We start from the raw sequence: 16,260 nt of genomic DNA on the forward strand, positions 1-16,260 counted from the left end.
CACCCCCCTACCGCGCCCCGCCCCGGATTCATCGCGGTCCTTGAGCCCTCCCCTAGAGCCGCTCGATGATGAACCAGTGCGGGTGAGATGTACGACGGTATTGATGATTGAACCTGTATGGCAAGACCTGGAACGAGGCCTCACGTTTTTGTTGGTTTGACCGTTACACAACTTTGTCAGCCGTTGTACGGCCCGGCATATGCCGCATGAGTACCGGTAGCGATATCAGGCCACTGATCACCGCCACCGTGATGATTCCGCCGTCGACCGACCACCGGTGCACGGCCAGCATTCCCTGGGCCACCAGCATGTCGACGACCACCGCGCCCGCCACCGAGGTGAGAACACGGCCGAAGGGATCAAGTCCGCGCAACACCGCGGCGATGGCCGAAGCCGGCGCCGCGAACAGGAAGAACAGCGCGAACGGACCGCGCAACGGCGATCCCGAGTCGATGAGCGCGAGCAGCGCCCCGACTCCCCCCACGGCAACTGCCGCGCCCGCGAGCAGTGGTGCCAGGTCCCTCCCCGGTCCTGACCGCACTCGCTCGACGCCGTCCGTGGAAGCTCTCTTGATACGTAAGGTCTGCATTGGCGACTTTGCCCCCCAGCGCGCCGGATGCCGGGCTTCAATGTCGCGCAGCCGGGCTGGGCCCGTCAAGATGCGGAAGCCGTTCCCACCCGTTCGTGTGCACTTCAAACACGCGGTTCCGGAGGCACGGGACCACTCTCCCTTGGCATGCACACTTCCCGTCAACGCGCGTCGCTGCTACGACAGTTGTGGCAGAGATCCTGCTAAGGGAGGTTCCATGAGACGTTCCCGATTTACGGCATACGTGACCTCGCTCCTCCTGGCCGCCGGCCTCGCCCTCACCGGGGCGATGACGGCGCAGGCGTCCCAACTCGCCGCCACCGGCGGCTATGTGGCCCTCGGCGACTCCTACTCCTCCGGGGTCGGCGCGGGCAGTTACATCAGTTCCAGCGGGTCCTGCGACCGCAGCACCAAGGCCTACCCCTACCTCTGGGCGGCCGCGCATTCACCCTCGACCTTCGACTTCCTGGCCTGCTCGGGCGCTCGTACGGGTGATGTTCTCGCCAACCAACTCGGCACCCTCAGCGGCTCGACCGCCCTCGTCTCGATCAGTATCGGCGGCAACGACGCCGGCTTCACCGACGTCATGACGACCTGCGTCCTGCAGTCCGACAGCGCCTGCCTGACCCGGATCGCCACCGCGAAGTCGTACGTCGACTCGACGCTGCCCGGCCTCCTCGACAAGGTCTACTCGACGATCAGCGCCAAGGCGCCCGCCGCGCACGTGGTCGTGCTCGGCTACCCGCGCTTCTACAAACTCGGCACCACCTGCCTCGGCCTCTCCACGACCAAGCGCACCGCCATCAACGGCGCGGCCGACTACCTCGACGCCGCCCTCGCCAAGCGCGCCGCCGACCACGGCTTCACCTTCGGCGACGTACGCACCACGTTCACCGGCCACGAGATCTGCTCCGGCAGCTCCTGGCTGCACAGCCTCAACCTGCTGGACATCGGCGAGTCGTACCACCCGACCGCGGCCGGCCAGTCCGGCGGCTATCTGCCGGTCCTGACCGGCGCGGTCTGACGCTCTAGCCGTCAGAGGGCGTTGCCGAGTCCGACGCGGAGGCCCCGTCCGACGGGGTCTCCGCCACGCAAGTGACCGAGAACGGCACCGAGTTGGACTCCTCGTGCACCGGGCTGCGGATCTCGACACTGATCTCGTTCTTGAACGTCCCGCTGTTCGAGTACGTCGTCAGGAACACCCGGTCCTGCTTGGTCTTCCCGCCGCCCGACGGGAACGACAGTGTCTTCCAGCCCGGGTCGGAGACCGAACCGGTCTTCGTCACCCACCGGTAGGACACCTCCGCGGGCAGCTTCCCCACCGTGATGCTGGCCGTGAAGGTCGGCGCCTTCGCGTTCGGCGGCGGACAGGTCCCCGAGTACTCGGTGTTGCCGCCCTCCACCGTCGCCTTCACCGACTGCGGCGCCGACGAGGACTTGCTGCTGCTCGGGCTCGGCGTCTCGCTCGGGGCCGTCGTCCTACTGCTCGGGCTCGGCGAAGTCCCGTCCGAGGGCTGGCTCTTGGGGGTGCTCGACCCCTGGCCCGCGTTCGCGTCCTTGTTGTCGTTGTTCCGGTTGATCAGCGTGTACGTCAGCCCGCCGATCGCCAGCGCCAGCGCGACCAGACCCGCCACCAGCACGACGGCCGCCCGCCGGTTGCGGGGCGGTTCGTCCGCGGCCGTCGGCGTCGAGTAGGAGTCGGGCGGCGGCCCGAAGCCCTGCACCGGCTGCGGCGGCGTCCGCCCGTCCTGCGCGGAGTAGCCGTCCTGCGGATACCCCGCCATCGTCGGCGAGTACGGCGTCGTCGGCGCGGTGTACGCGTGAGGCGTACCGCCCGCCGCGACCAGCCGCAGATCCTGCTCCGCCTGCTCCGCGGACATCCGCTCGGCCGGGTCCTTGCGCAGCAGCCCCTCGATGACCGGGGTGAGCGGTCCGGCGAGCTGCGGGGGCGGCAACTCCTCGTCGACGATGGCGCGCAGGGTGCTCAGCGGGGTGTTCTGACGGAACGGCGAGTGCCCTTCGACCGCCGCGTACAGCAGCACACCGAGCGCCCACAGGTCGGACTCGGGACCGGGCGTACGGCCCAACGCCCGCTCCGGGGCGAGGAATTCGGGCGACCCGATGACCTCGCCCGTCATGGTCAGTGCCGAACTGCCCTCGACCATCGCGATACCGAAGTCGGTCAGCACCACCCGACCGTCGTTCGACATCAGCACGTTGGCCGGTTTCACATCCCGGTGCAGCACCCCCGCGTCGTGCGCGGCCCGCAGCGCGGCGAGCACCTCGGCACCGATGTGCGCGGTCCGCTGCGGCGTCAACGGCCCCTCGGCGTCCAGGAGATCGGCCAGGGACACGCCCCGCACCAGCTCCATGACGATCCAGGGGCGGCCGTCCTCCGTCGCCACGTCGTACACCGTCACCACATTGCGGTTGGCGACCCGCGCGGCCGCCCATGCCTCGCGCTCCAGCCGGGCGTACATCCGCTCGACGTCGTCGGACGCCAGTCCGCCCGGCGCACGCACCTCCTTGACGGCGACCTCGCGTTGCAGCACCTCGTCGCGGGCCCGCCACACGGTGCCCATCCCGCCCTCACCGAGGGGGGACAGGAGCCGGTAGCGGCCCGCGATCACACGTTCAGTGCCCGGATCTTCGGACATGGGCTCCCCCCATTCGCAGCCGGGCGAATTCTCGCCAAACGTAACTCAGCCGAGCGCTGATGCCGCCCCCTTGAGCACCAGTCCGACCCCGAGGGCCACGACGACGAGCGCCGATCCCAACGGCAAGGTCCTGCGGACCAGCACGGCCATGGGGCTGGTGGTCCAGCGGGGGCGCCGGTCCAGCACTCGGTTCATCCCTGTACCCAGCTTGACGACGGCGAATCCGGCGGCCGTGAGGGTGAGGGCCAGACCGACGCCGTACGCGACGACGAGCAGCAGCCCGAACCACGCCTGCCCGAGCGCTGCGGCCCCCACGAGGACGACCACGGCGGACGGGCTCGGCACGAGCCCACCGGCGAAACCGAGCAGGATCGTGCCGCGGACGGTGGGGGCGGTCTCGTGCGTGTGGGTGAAACCGCCGTGCGTGTGTTCTACGGCGTGATCGTGGTCGTGCGTGTGGCCATGGTCGTGGGGGTGGTCATGGCCGTGATCGTGGTCGTGCGGGTGATCGTGGCTGTGGTCGTCGTCGTGGCTGTGCGGGTGGGGGTGCGGGTGTGTCGCCGTGTGGGTGGCCCCGGCCGCGGTGTGCGCGGAGGCGAGGACCAGCGCTCGCTCGGGGGCCTTCGCGGTCTCGTGCCCGTGGTCGTGGTCGTGGTCGTGGGGGTGCGGATGTGGGTGGGGGTGCGAAGTGGCTTGTGGGCGTGGGCGGTTGCGCCAGGCGCGGCGTACGAGGTTGGCGCCGGCGAAGAGGACCAGGACCCCGCTCGCGATGCCGAGCCAGGCGATCACCGACGGGGTCGCGGCGGAGCCGGCCGTGACCAACAGGCCCAGGGCGACCACGCCGAGGGTGTGGGTGACGGTGACCGAGGCGGCGAGCGGGAGGACGTCCTTGAGCCGGGCGCGACCGCCCCGCGCCGCAGCCGTGGCCGCCATCAGCGTCTTGCCGTGACCGGGCGCGAGCGCGTGCATCGCGCCCAGGGCGATCGCGATGAGCAGGGCGAGGGCGGCGAAGCCGACGGTGAGGTGGTGGCGGGCCACCAGGTTGTTCAGGGCCTCCGTCCAACGGTCGGCGCCGCGCGGCAGCACGGAGGCGGCAGGCGGCTCGGACGTGGACTGGTCGGCGTCGGTGAGGGCCGGACCGCCCGGGCGCGCGTGCAGGGACGCGGTCGTCGTGTCGTCGGGGGAGGAGAGCAAGTCCTTGGGGTAGCTGGTGAGTTCGCGCGAATTCGACTTCTTCGCCACGTCCGACTTCGTGAGCGTCATCCGGTCGGCCCGCGCGGTGATCTCCCGCCAGCCCGGCCCGGTGGTCAGTCCCGCGCTGTGGAAGCCAAGCGTGACCGTGCTCCCCTTGGGCAGCGCGGCGGTCGAACTGCACTCCACCCGCAGGGTGTTGAGCCCGGCCTGCCCGGGACGCAGGCGCGCGGTACTGGCACCCGGGGTGAGGGCGACCGTACGCCCGTCGACGGTGACCTTGCTGCCCTCGGCGGCCTTGTCGCACCGCTGCCGGGCCCACTCGGTCATGCCCAACTGCTTGATCTCCGGCTTGACCTGGGTGGCCGGGATCTCGGCGAGGTCCTCGATGTGCGTGACGCGAAGCTTGCCGGGGGCGACGACGAGACCGTCGTAGCGGTTGACGGTGAAGTTGCCGAGGGGGTGCGCGCTCGCGGCGGCCGTGGGGACCAGGAGGAGCGCGCCGGCGGCGGTGAGGACGGCCGCGGCGGACGCCAACAGGCGGCGGACGGGCCTCACTTGGCGGCGGCGGACCGGCGTCACTTGGTCGCCTCCAACGCCTTGCGGGCCTTGGCGGCGCCCAGTGGCGAGAAGCCCGGGTTCAGCTTCAGGGCCTTGGCCAGGTGGGCGCGGCCGTCGGCCTTGTGGCCGGTGGCGAGTTCGATCGTGCCGAGGTGGTAGATGAACGAGGCGTTGTGGTAGTTCGTGGCCGTGGCCTGCCGGGCGTAGGGGAGGGCCTCCTTGTCGAGGCCGTTGACGTGCAGGGCCCAGGCGAGGGCGTCCGCGGTGTGCACGGTGTGGCGGCGGGCCCACTCGGCGCGGGCGGCCTTCAGGGCCGACTTGATGTCGCCGTGGTCGGCTGCGGCGAGCGCGGTGTCCAGGTCGGCGTTGACGCCGTTGGCACGGGCCAGCGCGATCCAGGCGTCGACGAGGGCGTACTGGTCCTCGGCCTTCGCCTTGTCGCCCTCGGCGCCCCGGCTCTCGTACAACTCGCCGAGTTCCACGAGGGGTTGGGGCAGCGGGTAGCGGGAGACGACCAGCTCCATGCCCTTGATGGCCTCGGCGCGGTCGCCCAGGGCGGCCTGGGCGCGGGCGCGGCCCTCCAGGGCGGGGAGGTAGTTCTCGTCGGCGGCGAGGGCGCGGCCGTAGTCGTTCAGCGCCGTCTTGTAGTCGCCCTGGTTCCAGGCGAGTTGGCCGAGTGTGGCGGCGACGTACGAGATGTCGCCGGGGGAGGTGGCGGCGGCGAGGGCCTGCTCCAGGACCTTGCGGGCCGTCGTCACGTCACCGCGCAGCTCGTGCACGTACGCGTACCGGGTGAACACCGGGACGCCGGGCTTGCGGGAGTCGGCGAGGTCGGCGGCCTTCGACGCGTCGGCGTAGCGGCCGAGTTCGACGAGGGCGTCAATCCGCGAGCACAGGGCGCGCTCGCTGTAGGGGTTCTCCTTCAGCACCTGGTCCGCGTAGGTCAGCGCCTGCGCGAACTCGTGCCGGGCGGCGGCGAGCGCGGCACGGCCCTCCAGCGCGTTCTCGTTGCCGGGCGAGATCTTCAACGACCGCTGGAACGCGGCCTGCGCCTGCGGATACCGGGACGGGTCGCCCTTCGTCCTCGCCTGCTCCACATACGCGAGCCCGAGCGTCGCCCATCCGTCGAAGTCCTTGGGCTGCGTGCGCAGATGGGCCTGCAGCGAGGCGATACTGGCGTCCAGGCTCCCGCTCGCCAGCAACTCCGGCGACACGGCACTGGACGCGGCGACCCCGGTGGCCCCGCTGTCCTTCGCCGCGCCGATGGCAATGGCCCCGGCGGTCATCGCGACCGCCAACAGGGCGGCACACCCGACGAGTTGGGCAGTCCGCCAACGACGGCCCGCGGCGGCCACCCGGCGTACGGCGGCGACGCGTTCGTCGTCGAGGTGGGGGTGCGTGTGGCTGTGGGGGGTGGTGGATCCGTCGGCGTGGTCGTGGTCGTGGTGATGATCGTGGCCGTGGTCATGATCGTGGTCGTGACTGTGGGCGGCGGCCGGTCCATCGGCGTTGCCGCGCACGGGAGTTGGGGCCTGGTCCGCGTCGTCGACGGTGGGGGTACGACCTTCGCGGGCTTCGGCGTCGGTGTCGGCGTCCTCGGAGGCGTCGGGAACCTCGGCACGGGCGTCGACCGCGGCTTGGGGCGTCTCGGCGCCCGGCGCCTGTGGCTCTTCGCCCCGCATCGGGCTGTCGACCGGCGCTGGATCCGCCCCGGACGCCGCCGCGACGGCTGCCGCAGGGGTGCCCGGGCTGTCGTCCGGCCCGGTGGCGGAGTCCGCGTCCAGGTCACTCTCCGGTCCGGCACTCGCCTTCGCGTTGCCCCCGCTCTCCGGCCCGGCACAAGCCGCTTCCCCGCCCTCGCCCCCCGAGTCGTCGCCCTCTTCCCACAGTCGCTCCCACTCCCGCTGTGTCGCCGCCGGCTGCTCGTCCTTCGGCGGCTTGTGGTCGTTCTCGCGCGGGGCCATGCCGTTCCTCCATCGCCTGGGTGGATCAGTGGTTCCGTGGATCTGCGGATCGGTGGATACGTGGGGATACGTGGGTCAAGTGCCGTACTGCTCAAGGAAGTCGTGGCCGTGTCGCGTCAGGGAGGTCGTGACACGGGGTGGCGCGGCCCGCACCGTGGGGGAAGTACTGTGCGGGCCGCGCCAGTCAGGGGGGACTAGTACGGGCGGTGGCTCATCCGGCGGCGCCACCACGCGACCGCCGCGCCGATCAGCAGGACTCCGGCCACACCGGAGGCCGCCGACGCGACCATCAGCATCATGTTGTTGCTGTTGGACGAGGAACCGGCCGGCTGCAACGCGTCGCCCAGCTGGTTCTTGACGTCGGTGCCGCTGCTCGTGCCCTTGGCGAGCGGACCGCGCGAACCCGAGGTGGGCTCGGCGACGTACGGGAAGTACTTCTCGAAGCCCTTGTCGTTCTTGTCGACCGCGTCGCCCAAGTCGTTCTTGGAGCCGACGAGTTCACCCTCCATGACCTGGAGCGCGGAGTCGATCACGTCGTCGGTGAGCCGGCGCCCGTTCGGGAAGCCCGCGTTGTCACCGTCGAGGACACCGAGGCGCTTGGGGTGCGCGGTCGGCTTGATCGACGTGTTGAGGCGCAGCATTTCCGACGGCTTCGCGTACGGCTGCTCGGTGTTGAGACCCTTGACGCCCGTGAGGAACACGCTGACGAGGTCGTTGCGCGGCTCGCTCGGCGCCTTGATCTTGTAGATCGACTCGATGAGCTTCGGGATCTCGGGCTCGGTCACGTTCTTCAGGAACTGCGCGTCGTCCTTGGGCTCGGACGCGTTGAACTTGTCCTTGTCCTTCTGCGGGTTGACGACCTCGTTGACCAGCGGGTTGCCCAGGCGCGAGACCTGCGTGTAGTAGCCCTTCGCGTTCTTGCGCTGGGTCGTGGAGTAAATACCCACGGTCGGGCGGGACTTGGACTGCCGGATCAGGTCGTTCGGCACCTGGAGGGCGATCGTGTTGACGTTGTAGCCCTTGAGGGTGTCGTTGCCGACCTCGCTCAGGTTGCCGCCGTAGAGCAGGTCGAAGACGCGCAGGTCCGCGAAGAACGGGTCGTCGGCCTGACCGGCGAAGGTCGCGCCGCCGTTCGTCGTCTTGTAGATCGCCTGCGAGCGCAGCTTGGCGTAGTCCGGCATCGACGCGTCGCCGACGTCCGAGGGCGCCGCCGGGATGTCGTCGGCGACCTTCGTCTCGGAGACCGCCTTGCCCTTCTTCAGCTTGATGAGCTCGACGTCGTACGACTGCGTGATGTTGAGGTCGGGGTCGGTGAGGCTGGTGACCGGACCCGTGTTGTAGAGGAACGTCTTCTTGTTCTTGATCTGCGTGCTGAAGGTGTAGCGGAAGATGAAGTCGTCCAGTGCGTCACCGTTGTTGTCGATGTGCAGGTCGTACTGGGCGTCGTCCGCGAACTGGTAGAAGTTCGGGCCGCCGGCGGGCTCCTCGAACGGTATCCAGTTCGCCACGATCGTCGTGGTGTCCGGCTTGTCCGGGCTGACGAACGCGTACAGGTCCGTGTTGTCGTACTGCGGGGTCCCCGAGATGAGGGGCGCCTCCCGGTGGGAGGAGGCCGCGGCCACTCCCGGTTCCAGCGCGGCCGTACCGGCGGCTGCGAGCCCCCCGGCGGCCAGCGCGCCACATACGAGGGCCGCGAGCTTCCTGCGTCCCGCACCGCTCCTGGAGATAGGTGTCATGCCGTCCGTCCTCAGTGCCAACTTGCCTGACGCTCGGGGATTCGGAGCAGGTGCCGGGGCGGATTGGTCGAACCTGAAAAGTTTTTTTGGCGCCCTCCAATCCGTCCCTTGACCCGCGTTTTGGGCGCGCTGATCCGTAACCCATCCGTAGAGGTGTTCGCTACGAACGCCTCGTGTGACGGGATGTGATGAGGGGATGGGCCGCGTGCGGTCGAAGAGTGGGGGACGAGTGGAGGCGGACGAGCTCCTGGTGCAGGTGGCGGCAGGTGATCAACGGGCCTTCGAGGAGCTCTACGGACTGGTGTCCGGACCGGTGTTCGGGCTGGTGCGCCGGGTGGTGCGCGACCCGGCGCAGTCCGAGGAGGTGTCCCAGGAGGTGCTCCTGGAGATGTGGCGGTCCGCCGCCCGCTTCGACCCCGGCCGGGGCAGCGCCCTGTCCTGGGTCCTCACCCTCGCCCACCGCCGGGCCGTGGACCGGGTGCGCAGCGCCCGCGCGGCCGGCGAACGCGAGCAGCGCGAGGCCCGCCGCTCCCACCACCCCGCCTTCGACCAGGTGACCGAGGAGGTCGAGGCAGGCCTGGAACGGCAGTTGGTGCGCCGCTGCCTGGACCGGCTCACGGCCCTGCAACGGCAGTCCGTCACCCTCGCCTATTACGACGGCTATACGTACCGTGAAGTGGCCGAGCGGCTCTCGCTGCCGCTGGGTACGGTCAAGACCCGCATGCGTGACGGACTCACCCGGCTGCGCGACTGCATGGGAGGTGTCGCATGAGCGTCTTCGCCCGACTGTTTGGCCGGGGGGATCTCCACTCGCTCGCCGCCCCCTACGCCCTCGACGCCCTCGAACCCGACGAGCGCCGCCAGTTCGAGAAACACCTCAGGGGCTGCGACCGCTGCGCCGAGGAGGTCCGCGCCATGACCGAGGACGCGGTCCGCCTCGCCTGGTCCACGGTCGCCCAGCCGCCGCTCGCCATGCGCGACCGGGTGCTGGCCGCCGTACGGCAGACTCCGCAGGAACCCGGGCCGCTGCGGGAACATCATGCGCGGGAACCGCGGACGCGGGAGTACACGCCCCGGCTGCCGGCGCACGTGTGGGGCACGCAGCCTCAGGCTTCGCGCGCCCGCGTGCCGCAACGCCGCCCGTTCTTCGTGCCGTTCGCCACCGCGACGGCCGCCGCCGCGCTCGTCGTGGCCTCGCTGTTCGCCGTGCAGGCGAACCGCACCCAGGACGAACTGAACGCCCAGCAGGCGCAGTCACGTGACATCGCACATGTTCTCGCGGCTCCCGACGCCCGTGCGACCACCGGCGCGGACGCCGCGGGCCGGAGCATCGGCGTGATCGCCTCCGCGTCGGAGGGGCGCGCGGTGGTCACCCTGAGCGGATACGGCGCGCTGCCGAGCGGGCGCGTGCGTCAACTGTGGCTGATGCGCCCCAATGTGCAACCGCGCTCCCTCGGGCTCTTCAAGGACGACACGCCCTTGGTGACCAGCGGACTCGACAAAACTGCAACATCACTCGCAGTGACCGTCGAGCCCGATGGTGGCTCAGCGCAGCCCACAACGCAGCCAGTTGTCCAACTCGCCCTGAAATCGGTCGGATTCGGAGAGTAATCAAGGAGGGGTCGTCAACACCCTTACGGGGAAGGTGAATCCCGAGACCTCGATACACGAGTGCTCGGTTGGGGCGATAGGGTTACCCTGCCCGGGCCGGGTGGAGTCGTACGCGGGTGGGGAGTGACATGGAACAGATAGTGCGCAGCAGGGCAAGGGTCCCTGCGATCACGTGCGGGAGCAGCGCGACCAGTTCGCGTCTTGACCGCCATCTCTCGGTGCTGGGCGGCCCTGTCGTCCCGCAGCGCGAGACGGCAGAGGCGACCTTGCTGATGCGTGAGCTGACCTCGCGTGACACCACGCAGGAACGCAGCGCCACAGGTACCCGAGTGAGCCGTGTCAAGCTCTTCGCGCCACTGCGCAGGCTGCGCCGCTCGCTGTTCGGCGGGCGCTGAGCAACTGCTCGGCGCCCCCGGGGAGTTCCCGGGGGCCCGCGCTCAGGCGACCACGCCGTCCCGGCGCAGTGCTGCGATCTCTACGTCCGCCATCCCCACGGCACGCAGCAGCGCCTCGGTGTGCTCCCCGAGCGCGGGCACGTCGCCCATCCGCGCCTCGCCTCCGCCCGGCAAGGTGATGGGCGGCAGCAGCGCCCGCAGCGGCCCGACCGGCGAACCCACCTCCCGCCACCGCTCCCGGGCCGCCAACTGCGGGTGCTCCGCCAGCTGTTGTACGTCCCTGAGCCGCGCGCAGGCCACACCGGCGCGCTCCAGCAGCCCCACGGCCTCGTCGGCACCCAGCCCACCCAGCGCGTCACCGACGAGGGCGTCGGTGCGCTTCCGGTTCACGACCCGCGCCGCGTTCGTCGCGAAGTCGGGATCGACCCCCAACTCCGGCCGCCGGATGACCTGTTCGGCCAGCCGCCGCCACTCCCGGTCGTTCTGCACCGACAGCAGCACCCGCCCGCCGTCCGCCGTGGGATAGGCGTCGTACGGCGCGATGACGGCGTGCGCAAGTCCCGTGCGCGCCGGGGGAGTTCCGCCGTGCATCGCGTGATGCAACGGATGCCCCATCCACTCCGCGAGGGCATCCAGCATCGACACTTCCACCGGTCCACCGCGCCCGGTCACACCCCGGCGCACGAGCGCCGCGAGCACCCCGGAGAAGGCGTACATGGCCGCCGCGATGTCGGCGGCCGGGATCCCCGCTTTCACGGGCCGCTCCGGCGTCCCGGTCACCGACACCAGCCCCGCCTCGCACTGCACGAGCATGTCGTAGGCCCGCTTGCCGGCGTACGGTCCGCTCGGGCCGTACCCGGAGATGTCCACGGCGACCAGCCGCGGATGCGCGGCACACAGCGAGGCGGCGTCGAGCCCGAGCCGGGCGGCGGCTCCGTGCGCGAGATTCTGCACGAACACGTCGGCGCCGGCGACGAGTTGACGGACGACGTCGATTCCGCGCGGGTCCTTCAGATCGAGCGCGATGGACTCCTTCCCCCGGTTGCACCACACGAAGTGCGAGGCCAGACCGCCCGCCGCCGTGTCGTAACCGCGCGCGAAGTCACCCCCGTCGATCCGCTCGACCTTGATCACCCGGGCGCCGAGATCGGCGAGCTGGCGGGTGGCGAAGGGGGCGGCGACGGCTTGTTCCACGGCGACGACGGTGATGCCTTCTAGGGGCAGCGGGAGGGCGTTCATGCCGGGGATCATGTCGTGGGGCTGACGGCTTTGTCATGCGGGAAGGATGATTCCTGTGGCCGATGCACCGATCGGCCGGTGCATCCATCCTCACCGCCGGAGGCGCGTGTGTGTGACCCCCACGACCAGCACGAACACGAGACGCCGACCGCCGCCGACCCGGTGATGGCGGCCTCCGCCCACCGCACCGCACCCACCTACGTCCCGCCCACAGGCCTTGCCCTCGACGGCCACGCCAAGACGACCGCGCTGGACTGGATCGCGGAGCACACGGACCGCATCACCGGCCTGAACTCCGAGATCTGGGAGTACGCCGAACTCAGCCTGCGCGAGTGGAACTCCTCCCTCGCCCAGGCCGCCTTCCTCGAACAGGCCGGATTCCAGGTCGAGTTCGGCACCGCCGGCTTCCCCACCGCCTTCACCGCGACCTACTCCCACGGCACCGGCGGCCCCGTCCTCGGCTTCAGCGGCGAGTACGACGCGCTGCCCGGCCTCTCCCAGCACAGCGGCGTCGGCCACCACGACCCGCGGGAGTACGTCCACGATCCCTTCGCGCCGGGCTACGGCCCCGGCCACGGCTGCGGCCACTGCGTCCTCGGTACGGCGGCGGCAGCGGCCGCGGCGGCCGTGGCGCAGGCCGCGCAACGGCACCAACTCCCGGTCACCGTCCGGTTCTTCGGCTCGACCGCCGAGGAGAACCTGATCGGCAAGACCTACGCGGTCAGCCAGGGCGTCTACGACGGCCTCGACGCCTTCCTCGACTGGCACCCCTCGACCTCCAACGCCACCGGCTGGAAGAGCAGCACCGCGATGACGGCGGTGACCTTCACCTTCCTGGGCGTGGCCGGTCACGGCGGCCATCCCCTGGGAAACAAGAGCGCGTTGGACGCGGCCGTGATGATGGCGACGCTCTCCGAGTTCCTGCGCGAGGAGAGCGTGGCGCCGAGCGGACGCCTCCACTGGGTGATCAACAACGGGGGTGACATCCCGAACGTCACGCCAGAGATAGCGGAGATCAGTTACTACGTCCGCGAGGGCAGCCCCGCCCGCGTCCAGGTCCTCCTCGACAAGGTGATCGCCGTCTCCGAGGCGGCCGCGAAGGCCTCGCAGACGTCGGTCCAGCACCGCATCACCGCCGCCTGCTGGAACCAACTCCCCTCCAGGGCCTTCGCGGAGCTGATGTACGACAACATGAGGCAGCTCGGCCCGCCCGAATTCACCGAGGAGGCACACCAGTTGGCGCGTGACTTGCAGGAGTCCCTCGGCCTTCCGCCGAAGGGCCTGCACACCGAGATCGCCGAACTCGCCCCGCCCAACCCCGTGTTCCTCGGCGGAGGCTCGACGGACGTCGCCGACATCAGCTGGAACGTCCCGACCGTCTCGATGGGCGCCGCCCTCGCCCCGATCGGCGCCAAGCTGCACACCTGGGCCCTCACGTCCTGCGCGGCGGCGGCACCCGGCCGGGCAACCGTCATCGCCGCCGCCCGGTATCTCGCGGCGACGGCGACCGACCTGCTCACCCAGCCGGAACAACTCAGGGCGATCAAGGCCGAGTTCGAGGAACGCACGGAGGGCGTCACATGGCGGACGGCGCTGCCCGACGGCTACGAACCGCCCATGTACGAACCCCCGGAGTGGTTCCTGGAGCGGACCGGCCAGACCTGGCCACCGGCCAACATCACCTGGCCGCCTCAACGGGTGGTCTCCCAGGAGAAGTTCGCGTCCCTCGGGCCCGAACTGCCCGCTCAGCAGTAGCCGTTCACCGCTCGCCGTGCGCGTACCGGCGCACGGCGAGCGGGGCGAACACCGCGATCAGCGCGGCGCACCACGCCAGCGACCCGGCGATCGGATGGGCCACCGGCCAGGCGGCGCCCGCGGGGACGGGGGAGTTGCCGAACAGGTGCCGCAGGGCCGTCGTCACCGCGCTGATCGGGTTCCACTCGGCCAACGCGCGCAGCCAGCCCGGCAGTCGGTCGGTCGGGATGTACGCGTTGGACAGCAGCGGCAGCATGAAGGTCGCGCTGCCGAGCTGACCGGCCGCCTCCTCGCTGCGCGAGGCCAGCCCGAGCAGGATGCCGACCCAGGCACAGGCGAACCGGAACAGCAGCAACAGGCCCACGGCAGCGGCGGCTTGGAGTGCCGACCCCTCGATCCGCCAGCCCACCGCGAGGCCGACCAGCAGGAACGGGACGGTGCCGGCCGCCGTGACGACCAGGTCGGCGGTGGCCTGCCCGAGGGGTACGGCGGCCCTGCTCATCGGCAGGGTGCGGAAGCGGTCCGTCACGCCCCGGTGCGAGTCCTGGGCGGCCTGGAACATGCCCGTCATGATGCCGTTGGCGGCGGTCGCCACCAGCAACCCGGGGACGAGGTAGGAGCGGTACGCGTCACCCGGCATCGCCAGCGCGCTCCCGAAGACGTACCCGAAGAACAGCAGCATCGTGATCGGCATGGACTGGGTGAGGATCACCAGCGCCGGGTTGTTCCGCACCCGGCGCAACTGCCGCCCGAGCATCGCGGTGCCGTCGTACGCCAGCGTGCTCATGCGGCACGCTCCTCGATGTCGGCGGGGGTGCCCGGTGCCGTGTCGGTGAGGCGGAGGAAGACGTCGTCGAGGGTCGGCGGTCGCATGCTCGCGTCGAGCAACGGCACGCCCGCCGCGTTGAGTTCGCGCACGAGCCGGGGGAGCGTGAGCGTCGGATCGCCGGTGACCGCGCCGACGGCGTTGCGCTCACGGTCGAACGACGGCTCGGCGCCGGTGAGTTGGTCGAGGACTCCGGCCGCCTTCGCCAGGGCGTCCGCGTGCGCGACGACGACCTCGGCGTACGTCCCGATGAGCGCCTTGAGTTGGGCCGGTGAACCGCTGTGCGCGACCCGTCCCCGGTCCACCAGGGCGATGTCGTCGGCGAGTTGGTCGGCCTCCTCCAGATACTGTGTCGTCAGCAGCACGGTCGTACCCTCCCTCTTCAAGTCCCGTACGGCGTCCCAGATTTGGTTCCGGCTGGCCGGGTCGAGCCCGGTCGTCGGTTCGTCCAGGAACAGCACGTCGGGGCGTCGTATGAGACTCGTCGCGAGGTCGAGGCGCCGGCGCATCCCGCCGGAGTACGCGGACGCGGGCCGGTCGGCGGACTCGGTCAGGCCGAAGCGGTCCAGTAGCTCGGCGGCGCGCTCCGCAGGACCCCGCACCCGGTGCAGCCGCGCGAACAGGCGCAGGTTCTGTCGGCCGGTGAGGTCGCCGTCGACCGACGCGTACTGGCCGGTGACGCCGATCCGGCGCCGGACGGCCGAAGCCTCCCGGACGAGATCGTGCCCGGCGATCCGCGCGGAGCCGGCGTCGGGCCGCAGCAGGGTGGTGAGCAGCCGTACGGCCGTGGTCTTGCCCGCGCCGTTGGGTCCGAGGACCCCGCAGACCGTGCCCTGCGCCACCGCCAGGTCCAGCCCGCGCAGGGCGTGCACGGCGCCGAAGCGCTTCTCCAGACCTTCACTAAGTACAGCGTACGTAGTAGTCATGGGTCGACCATAGCGCACTACGTACGCTGTACGTAACTAGCATGGTGTTCGAGGTGATGATCAATGGCGGACCGAGCGGCCGTACCCGAAGTGATCTGGGCGCGCCCCGAGCGTGCGGGGCGGGGGCCGAAGCCGGCGTACCGCCGCGCGGACATCGCGGCGGCGGCCGTGCGGATCGCCGACGGTGGGGGGCTGGACGCGGTCTCCATGCGGCATGTCGCGGCCGAGCTGGGGTGCGGGACGATGTCGCTGTACAACTACGTCCCCCGCAAGGAGGACCTGTACGAGCTGATGGTTGACGCGGTCAGCGGTGAGCACGAGGAGTGGGAGCCGTCGGGGGACTGGCGGGCGGACATGATCCGGGTCGCGCATCAGACGCGGACGTTGATGCACCGGCATCCCTGGCTGCCGCGGTTGATGTCACCGGTGTACGGGTTCAGCCCCAACGCGCTTCGGTATCTGGAGCATTGCCTCGCCTGTCTTGATCCGGTCGACGCGACGTACGGCACGAAGATGCAGCTCGTCGGGATGCTCAACGGGGTTGTGACGATGTATGTGAGCAATGAGTTGGCTACGGCTGAGCGGGTTCGGGCGTTGCCGTGGTCGGAGGATCAGGAGAACGCGGTGCGGATCGCGTATCTGGGGAGTCAGATCGCGGGTGGGGCTTATCCGCGGATGGCTGCGGCGTTCATGGAGGATCCGGGGCCGATTGATCTGGACGCGGTTTTTGATATGGCGCTGGGGAAGGTTTTGGATGCGTTTGCGCCGCGGGGGGACGGTTCGTAGACGGGTGCGGGTGCGTTGGGGCTG

14 protein-coding genes are annotated in these 16,260 nt (G+C 70.4%); 6 read left to right on the forward strand and 8 right to left on the reverse strand.

Annotated elements, in window-relative coordinates; genetic code table 11:
• Positions 1-163: 163 nt before the first annotated feature.
• Positions 164-589, reverse strand: coding sequence for a hypothetical protein (locus tag ACIBK4_RS33865; RefSeq protein ID WP_399000962.1), 426 nt, complete (start codon positions 587-589; stop codon positions 164-166).
• A 217-nt stretch (positions 590-806) separates the two neighbouring features.
• Between ACIBK4_RS33865 and ACIBK4_RS33870 the strand changes: the two genes are divergently transcribed.
• A complete protein-coding gene (locus ACIBK4_RS33870; RefSeq protein ID WP_399000964.1) occupies positions 807-1,613 on the forward strand; it encodes an SGNH/GDSL hydrolase family protein in 807 nt (268 codons plus the stop codon).
• Positions 1,614-1,617: 4 nt separating this feature from the next.
• Here ACIBK4_RS33870 and ACIBK4_RS33875 read toward each other — a convergent pair whose 3' ends face one another.
• From ACIBK4_RS33875 to ACIBK4_RS33890, 4 genes are all read right to left on the reverse strand, one after another.
• Positions 1,618-3,246 carry a serine/threonine-protein kinase gene (locus ACIBK4_RS33875; protein ID WP_399000966.1) on the reverse strand — a complete coding sequence of 543 codons (1,629 nt, stop codon included), beginning with the start codon at positions 3,244-3,246 and terminating at the stop codon, positions 1,618-1,620.
• Between the two features lie 45 nt (positions 3,247-3,291).
• Positions 3,292-5,019 carry a sulfite exporter TauE/SafE family protein gene (locus tag ACIBK4_RS33880; protein WP_399000968.1) on the reverse strand — a complete coding sequence of 576 codons (1,728 nt, stop codon included), beginning with the start codon at positions 5,017-5,019 and terminating at the stop codon, positions 3,292-3,294.
• Positions 5,016-6,962: a tetratricopeptide repeat protein gene (locus ACIBK4_RS33885; protein WP_399000970.1), complete on the reverse strand. Its 1,947-nt coding sequence runs from the start codon at positions 6,960-6,962 to the stop codon at positions 5,016-5,018. Before ACIBK4_RS33885 ends, ACIBK4_RS33880 begins: the two co-directional genes overlap by 4 nt.
• Positions 6,963-7,156: 194 nt before the next feature.
• Complete coding sequence (locus ACIBK4_RS33890; protein WP_399000972.1) at positions 7,157-8,698, reverse strand: DUF4331 domain-containing protein; 1,542 nt, start codon at positions 8,696-8,698, stop codon at positions 7,157-7,159.
• A 229-nt stretch (positions 8,699-8,927) separates the two neighbouring features.
• Here ACIBK4_RS33890 and ACIBK4_RS33895 point away from each other — a divergent pair, with 229 nt between their 5' ends.
• The 3 genes from ACIBK4_RS33895 (at position 8,928) to ACIBK4_RS33905 (ending at position 10,704) form a co-directional block, all read left to right on the forward strand.
• Positions 8,928-9,470 carry a sigma-70 family RNA polymerase sigma factor gene (locus ACIBK4_RS33895; protein WP_366436328.1) on the forward strand — a complete coding sequence of 181 codons (543 nt, stop codon included), beginning with the start codon at positions 8,928-8,930 and terminating at the stop codon, positions 9,468-9,470.
• Positions 9,467-10,309 carry an anti-sigma factor domain-containing protein gene (locus ACIBK4_RS33900; RefSeq protein WP_399000974.1) on the forward strand — a complete coding sequence of 281 codons (843 nt, stop codon included), beginning with the start codon at positions 9,467-9,469 and terminating at the stop codon, positions 10,307-10,309. The genes ACIBK4_RS33895 and ACIBK4_RS33900 overlap by 4 nt, the downstream gene beginning before the upstream one ends.
• A gap of 128 nt (positions 10,310-10,437) precedes the next feature.
• Positions 10,438-10,704 (forward strand): hypothetical protein, encoded by a 267-nt coding sequence (locus tag ACIBK4_RS33905; RefSeq protein ID WP_266873831.1) that lies wholly within the window; start codon positions 10,438-10,440, stop codon positions 10,702-10,704.
• A 42-nt stretch (positions 10,705-10,746) separates the two neighbouring features.
• On the opposite strand, the gene ACIBK4_RS33910 is transcribed toward ACIBK4_RS33905, so the two are convergent.
• Positions 10,747-11,955, reverse strand: a complete 1,209-nt coding sequence (locus ACIBK4_RS33910) for a CaiB/BaiF CoA transferase family protein (protein WP_399000976.1) — start codon at positions 11,953-11,955, stop codon at positions 10,747-10,749.
• A 96-nt stretch (positions 11,956-12,051) separates the two neighbouring features.
• Here ACIBK4_RS33910 and ACIBK4_RS33915 point away from each other — a divergent pair, with 96 nt between their 5' ends.
• Positions 12,052-13,698 (forward strand): amidohydrolase, encoded by a 1,647-nt coding sequence (locus ACIBK4_RS33915; protein ID WP_399000978.1) that lies wholly within the window; start codon positions 12,052-12,054, stop codon positions 13,696-13,698.
• Between the two features lie 4 nt (positions 13,699-13,702).
• On the opposite strand, the gene ACIBK4_RS33920 is transcribed toward ACIBK4_RS33915, so the two are convergent.
• Positions 13,703-14,485, reverse strand: a complete 783-nt coding sequence (locus tag ACIBK4_RS33920; protein ID WP_399000980.1) for an ABC transporter permease — start codon at positions 14,483-14,485, stop codon at positions 13,703-13,705.
• Positions 14,482-15,450, reverse strand: coding sequence for an ATP-binding cassette domain-containing protein (locus tag ACIBK4_RS33925; protein WP_399000982.1), 969 nt, complete (start codon positions 15,448-15,450; stop codon positions 14,482-14,484). The genes ACIBK4_RS33920 and ACIBK4_RS33925 overlap by 4 nt, the downstream gene beginning before the upstream one ends.
• Positions 15,451-15,513: 63 nt before the next feature.
• On the opposite strand from ACIBK4_RS33925, the gene ACIBK4_RS33930 reads away from it, so the two are divergent.
• Positions 15,514-16,236, forward strand: coding sequence for a TetR/AcrR family transcriptional regulator (locus ACIBK4_RS33930; RefSeq protein WP_399000984.1), 723 nt, complete (start codon positions 15,514-15,516; stop codon positions 16,234-16,236).
• The last annotated feature ends 24 nt before the right edge of the window (positions 16,237-16,260 follow it).

Source organism: Streptomyces sp. NPDC050528 (assembly GCF_044457795.1).
Classification (GTDB): Bacteria; Actinomycetota; Actinomycetes; order Streptomycetales; family Streptomycetaceae; genus Streptomyces.

Bases quoted from the DNA above. Each gene is read 5' to 3' on its own strand.
- ACIBK4_RS33885 (WP_399000970.1), bottom strand. From the start codon at position 6,962: ATGGCCCCGCGCGAGAACGACCACAAGCCGCCGAAGGACGAGCAGCCG.
- ACIBK4_RS33870 (WP_399000964.1), top strand. From the start codon at position 807: ATGAGACGTTCCCGATTTACGGCATACGTGACCTCGCTCCTCCTGGCC.
- ACIBK4_RS33910 (WP_399000976.1), bottom strand. From the start codon at position 11,955: ATGATCCCCGGCATGAACGCCCTCCCGCTGCCCCTAGAAGGCATCACC.
- ACIBK4_RS33875 (WP_399000966.1), bottom strand. From the start codon at position 3,246: ATGTCCGAAGATCCGGGCACTGAACGTGTGATCGCGGGCCGCTACCGG.
- ACIBK4_RS33930 (WP_399000984.1), top strand. From the start codon at position 15,514: ATGGCGGACCGAGCGGCCGTACCCGAAGTGATCTGGGCGCGCCCCGAG.
- ACIBK4_RS33920 (WP_399000980.1), bottom strand. From the start codon at position 14,485: ATGAGCACGCTGGCGTACGACGGCACCGCGATGCTCGGGCGGCAGTTG.
- ACIBK4_RS33905 (WP_266873831.1), top strand. From the start codon at position 10,438: ATGGAACAGATAGTGCGCAGCAGGGCAAGGGTCCCTGCGATCACGTGC.
- ACIBK4_RS33925 (WP_399000982.1), bottom strand. From the start codon at position 15,450: ATGACTACTACGTACGCTGTACTTAGTGAAGGTCTGGAGAAGCGCTTC.
- ACIBK4_RS33865 (WP_399000962.1), bottom strand. From the start codon at position 589: ATGCAGACCTTACGTATCAAGAGAGCTTCCACGGACGGCGTCGAGCGA.
- ACIBK4_RS33900 (WP_399000974.1), top strand. From the start codon at position 9,467: ATGAGCGTCTTCGCCCGACTGTTTGGCCGGGGGGATCTCCACTCGCTC.
- ACIBK4_RS33890 (WP_399000972.1), bottom strand. From the start codon at position 8,698: ATGACACCTATCTCCAGGAGCGGTGCGGGACGCAGGAAGCTCGCGGCC.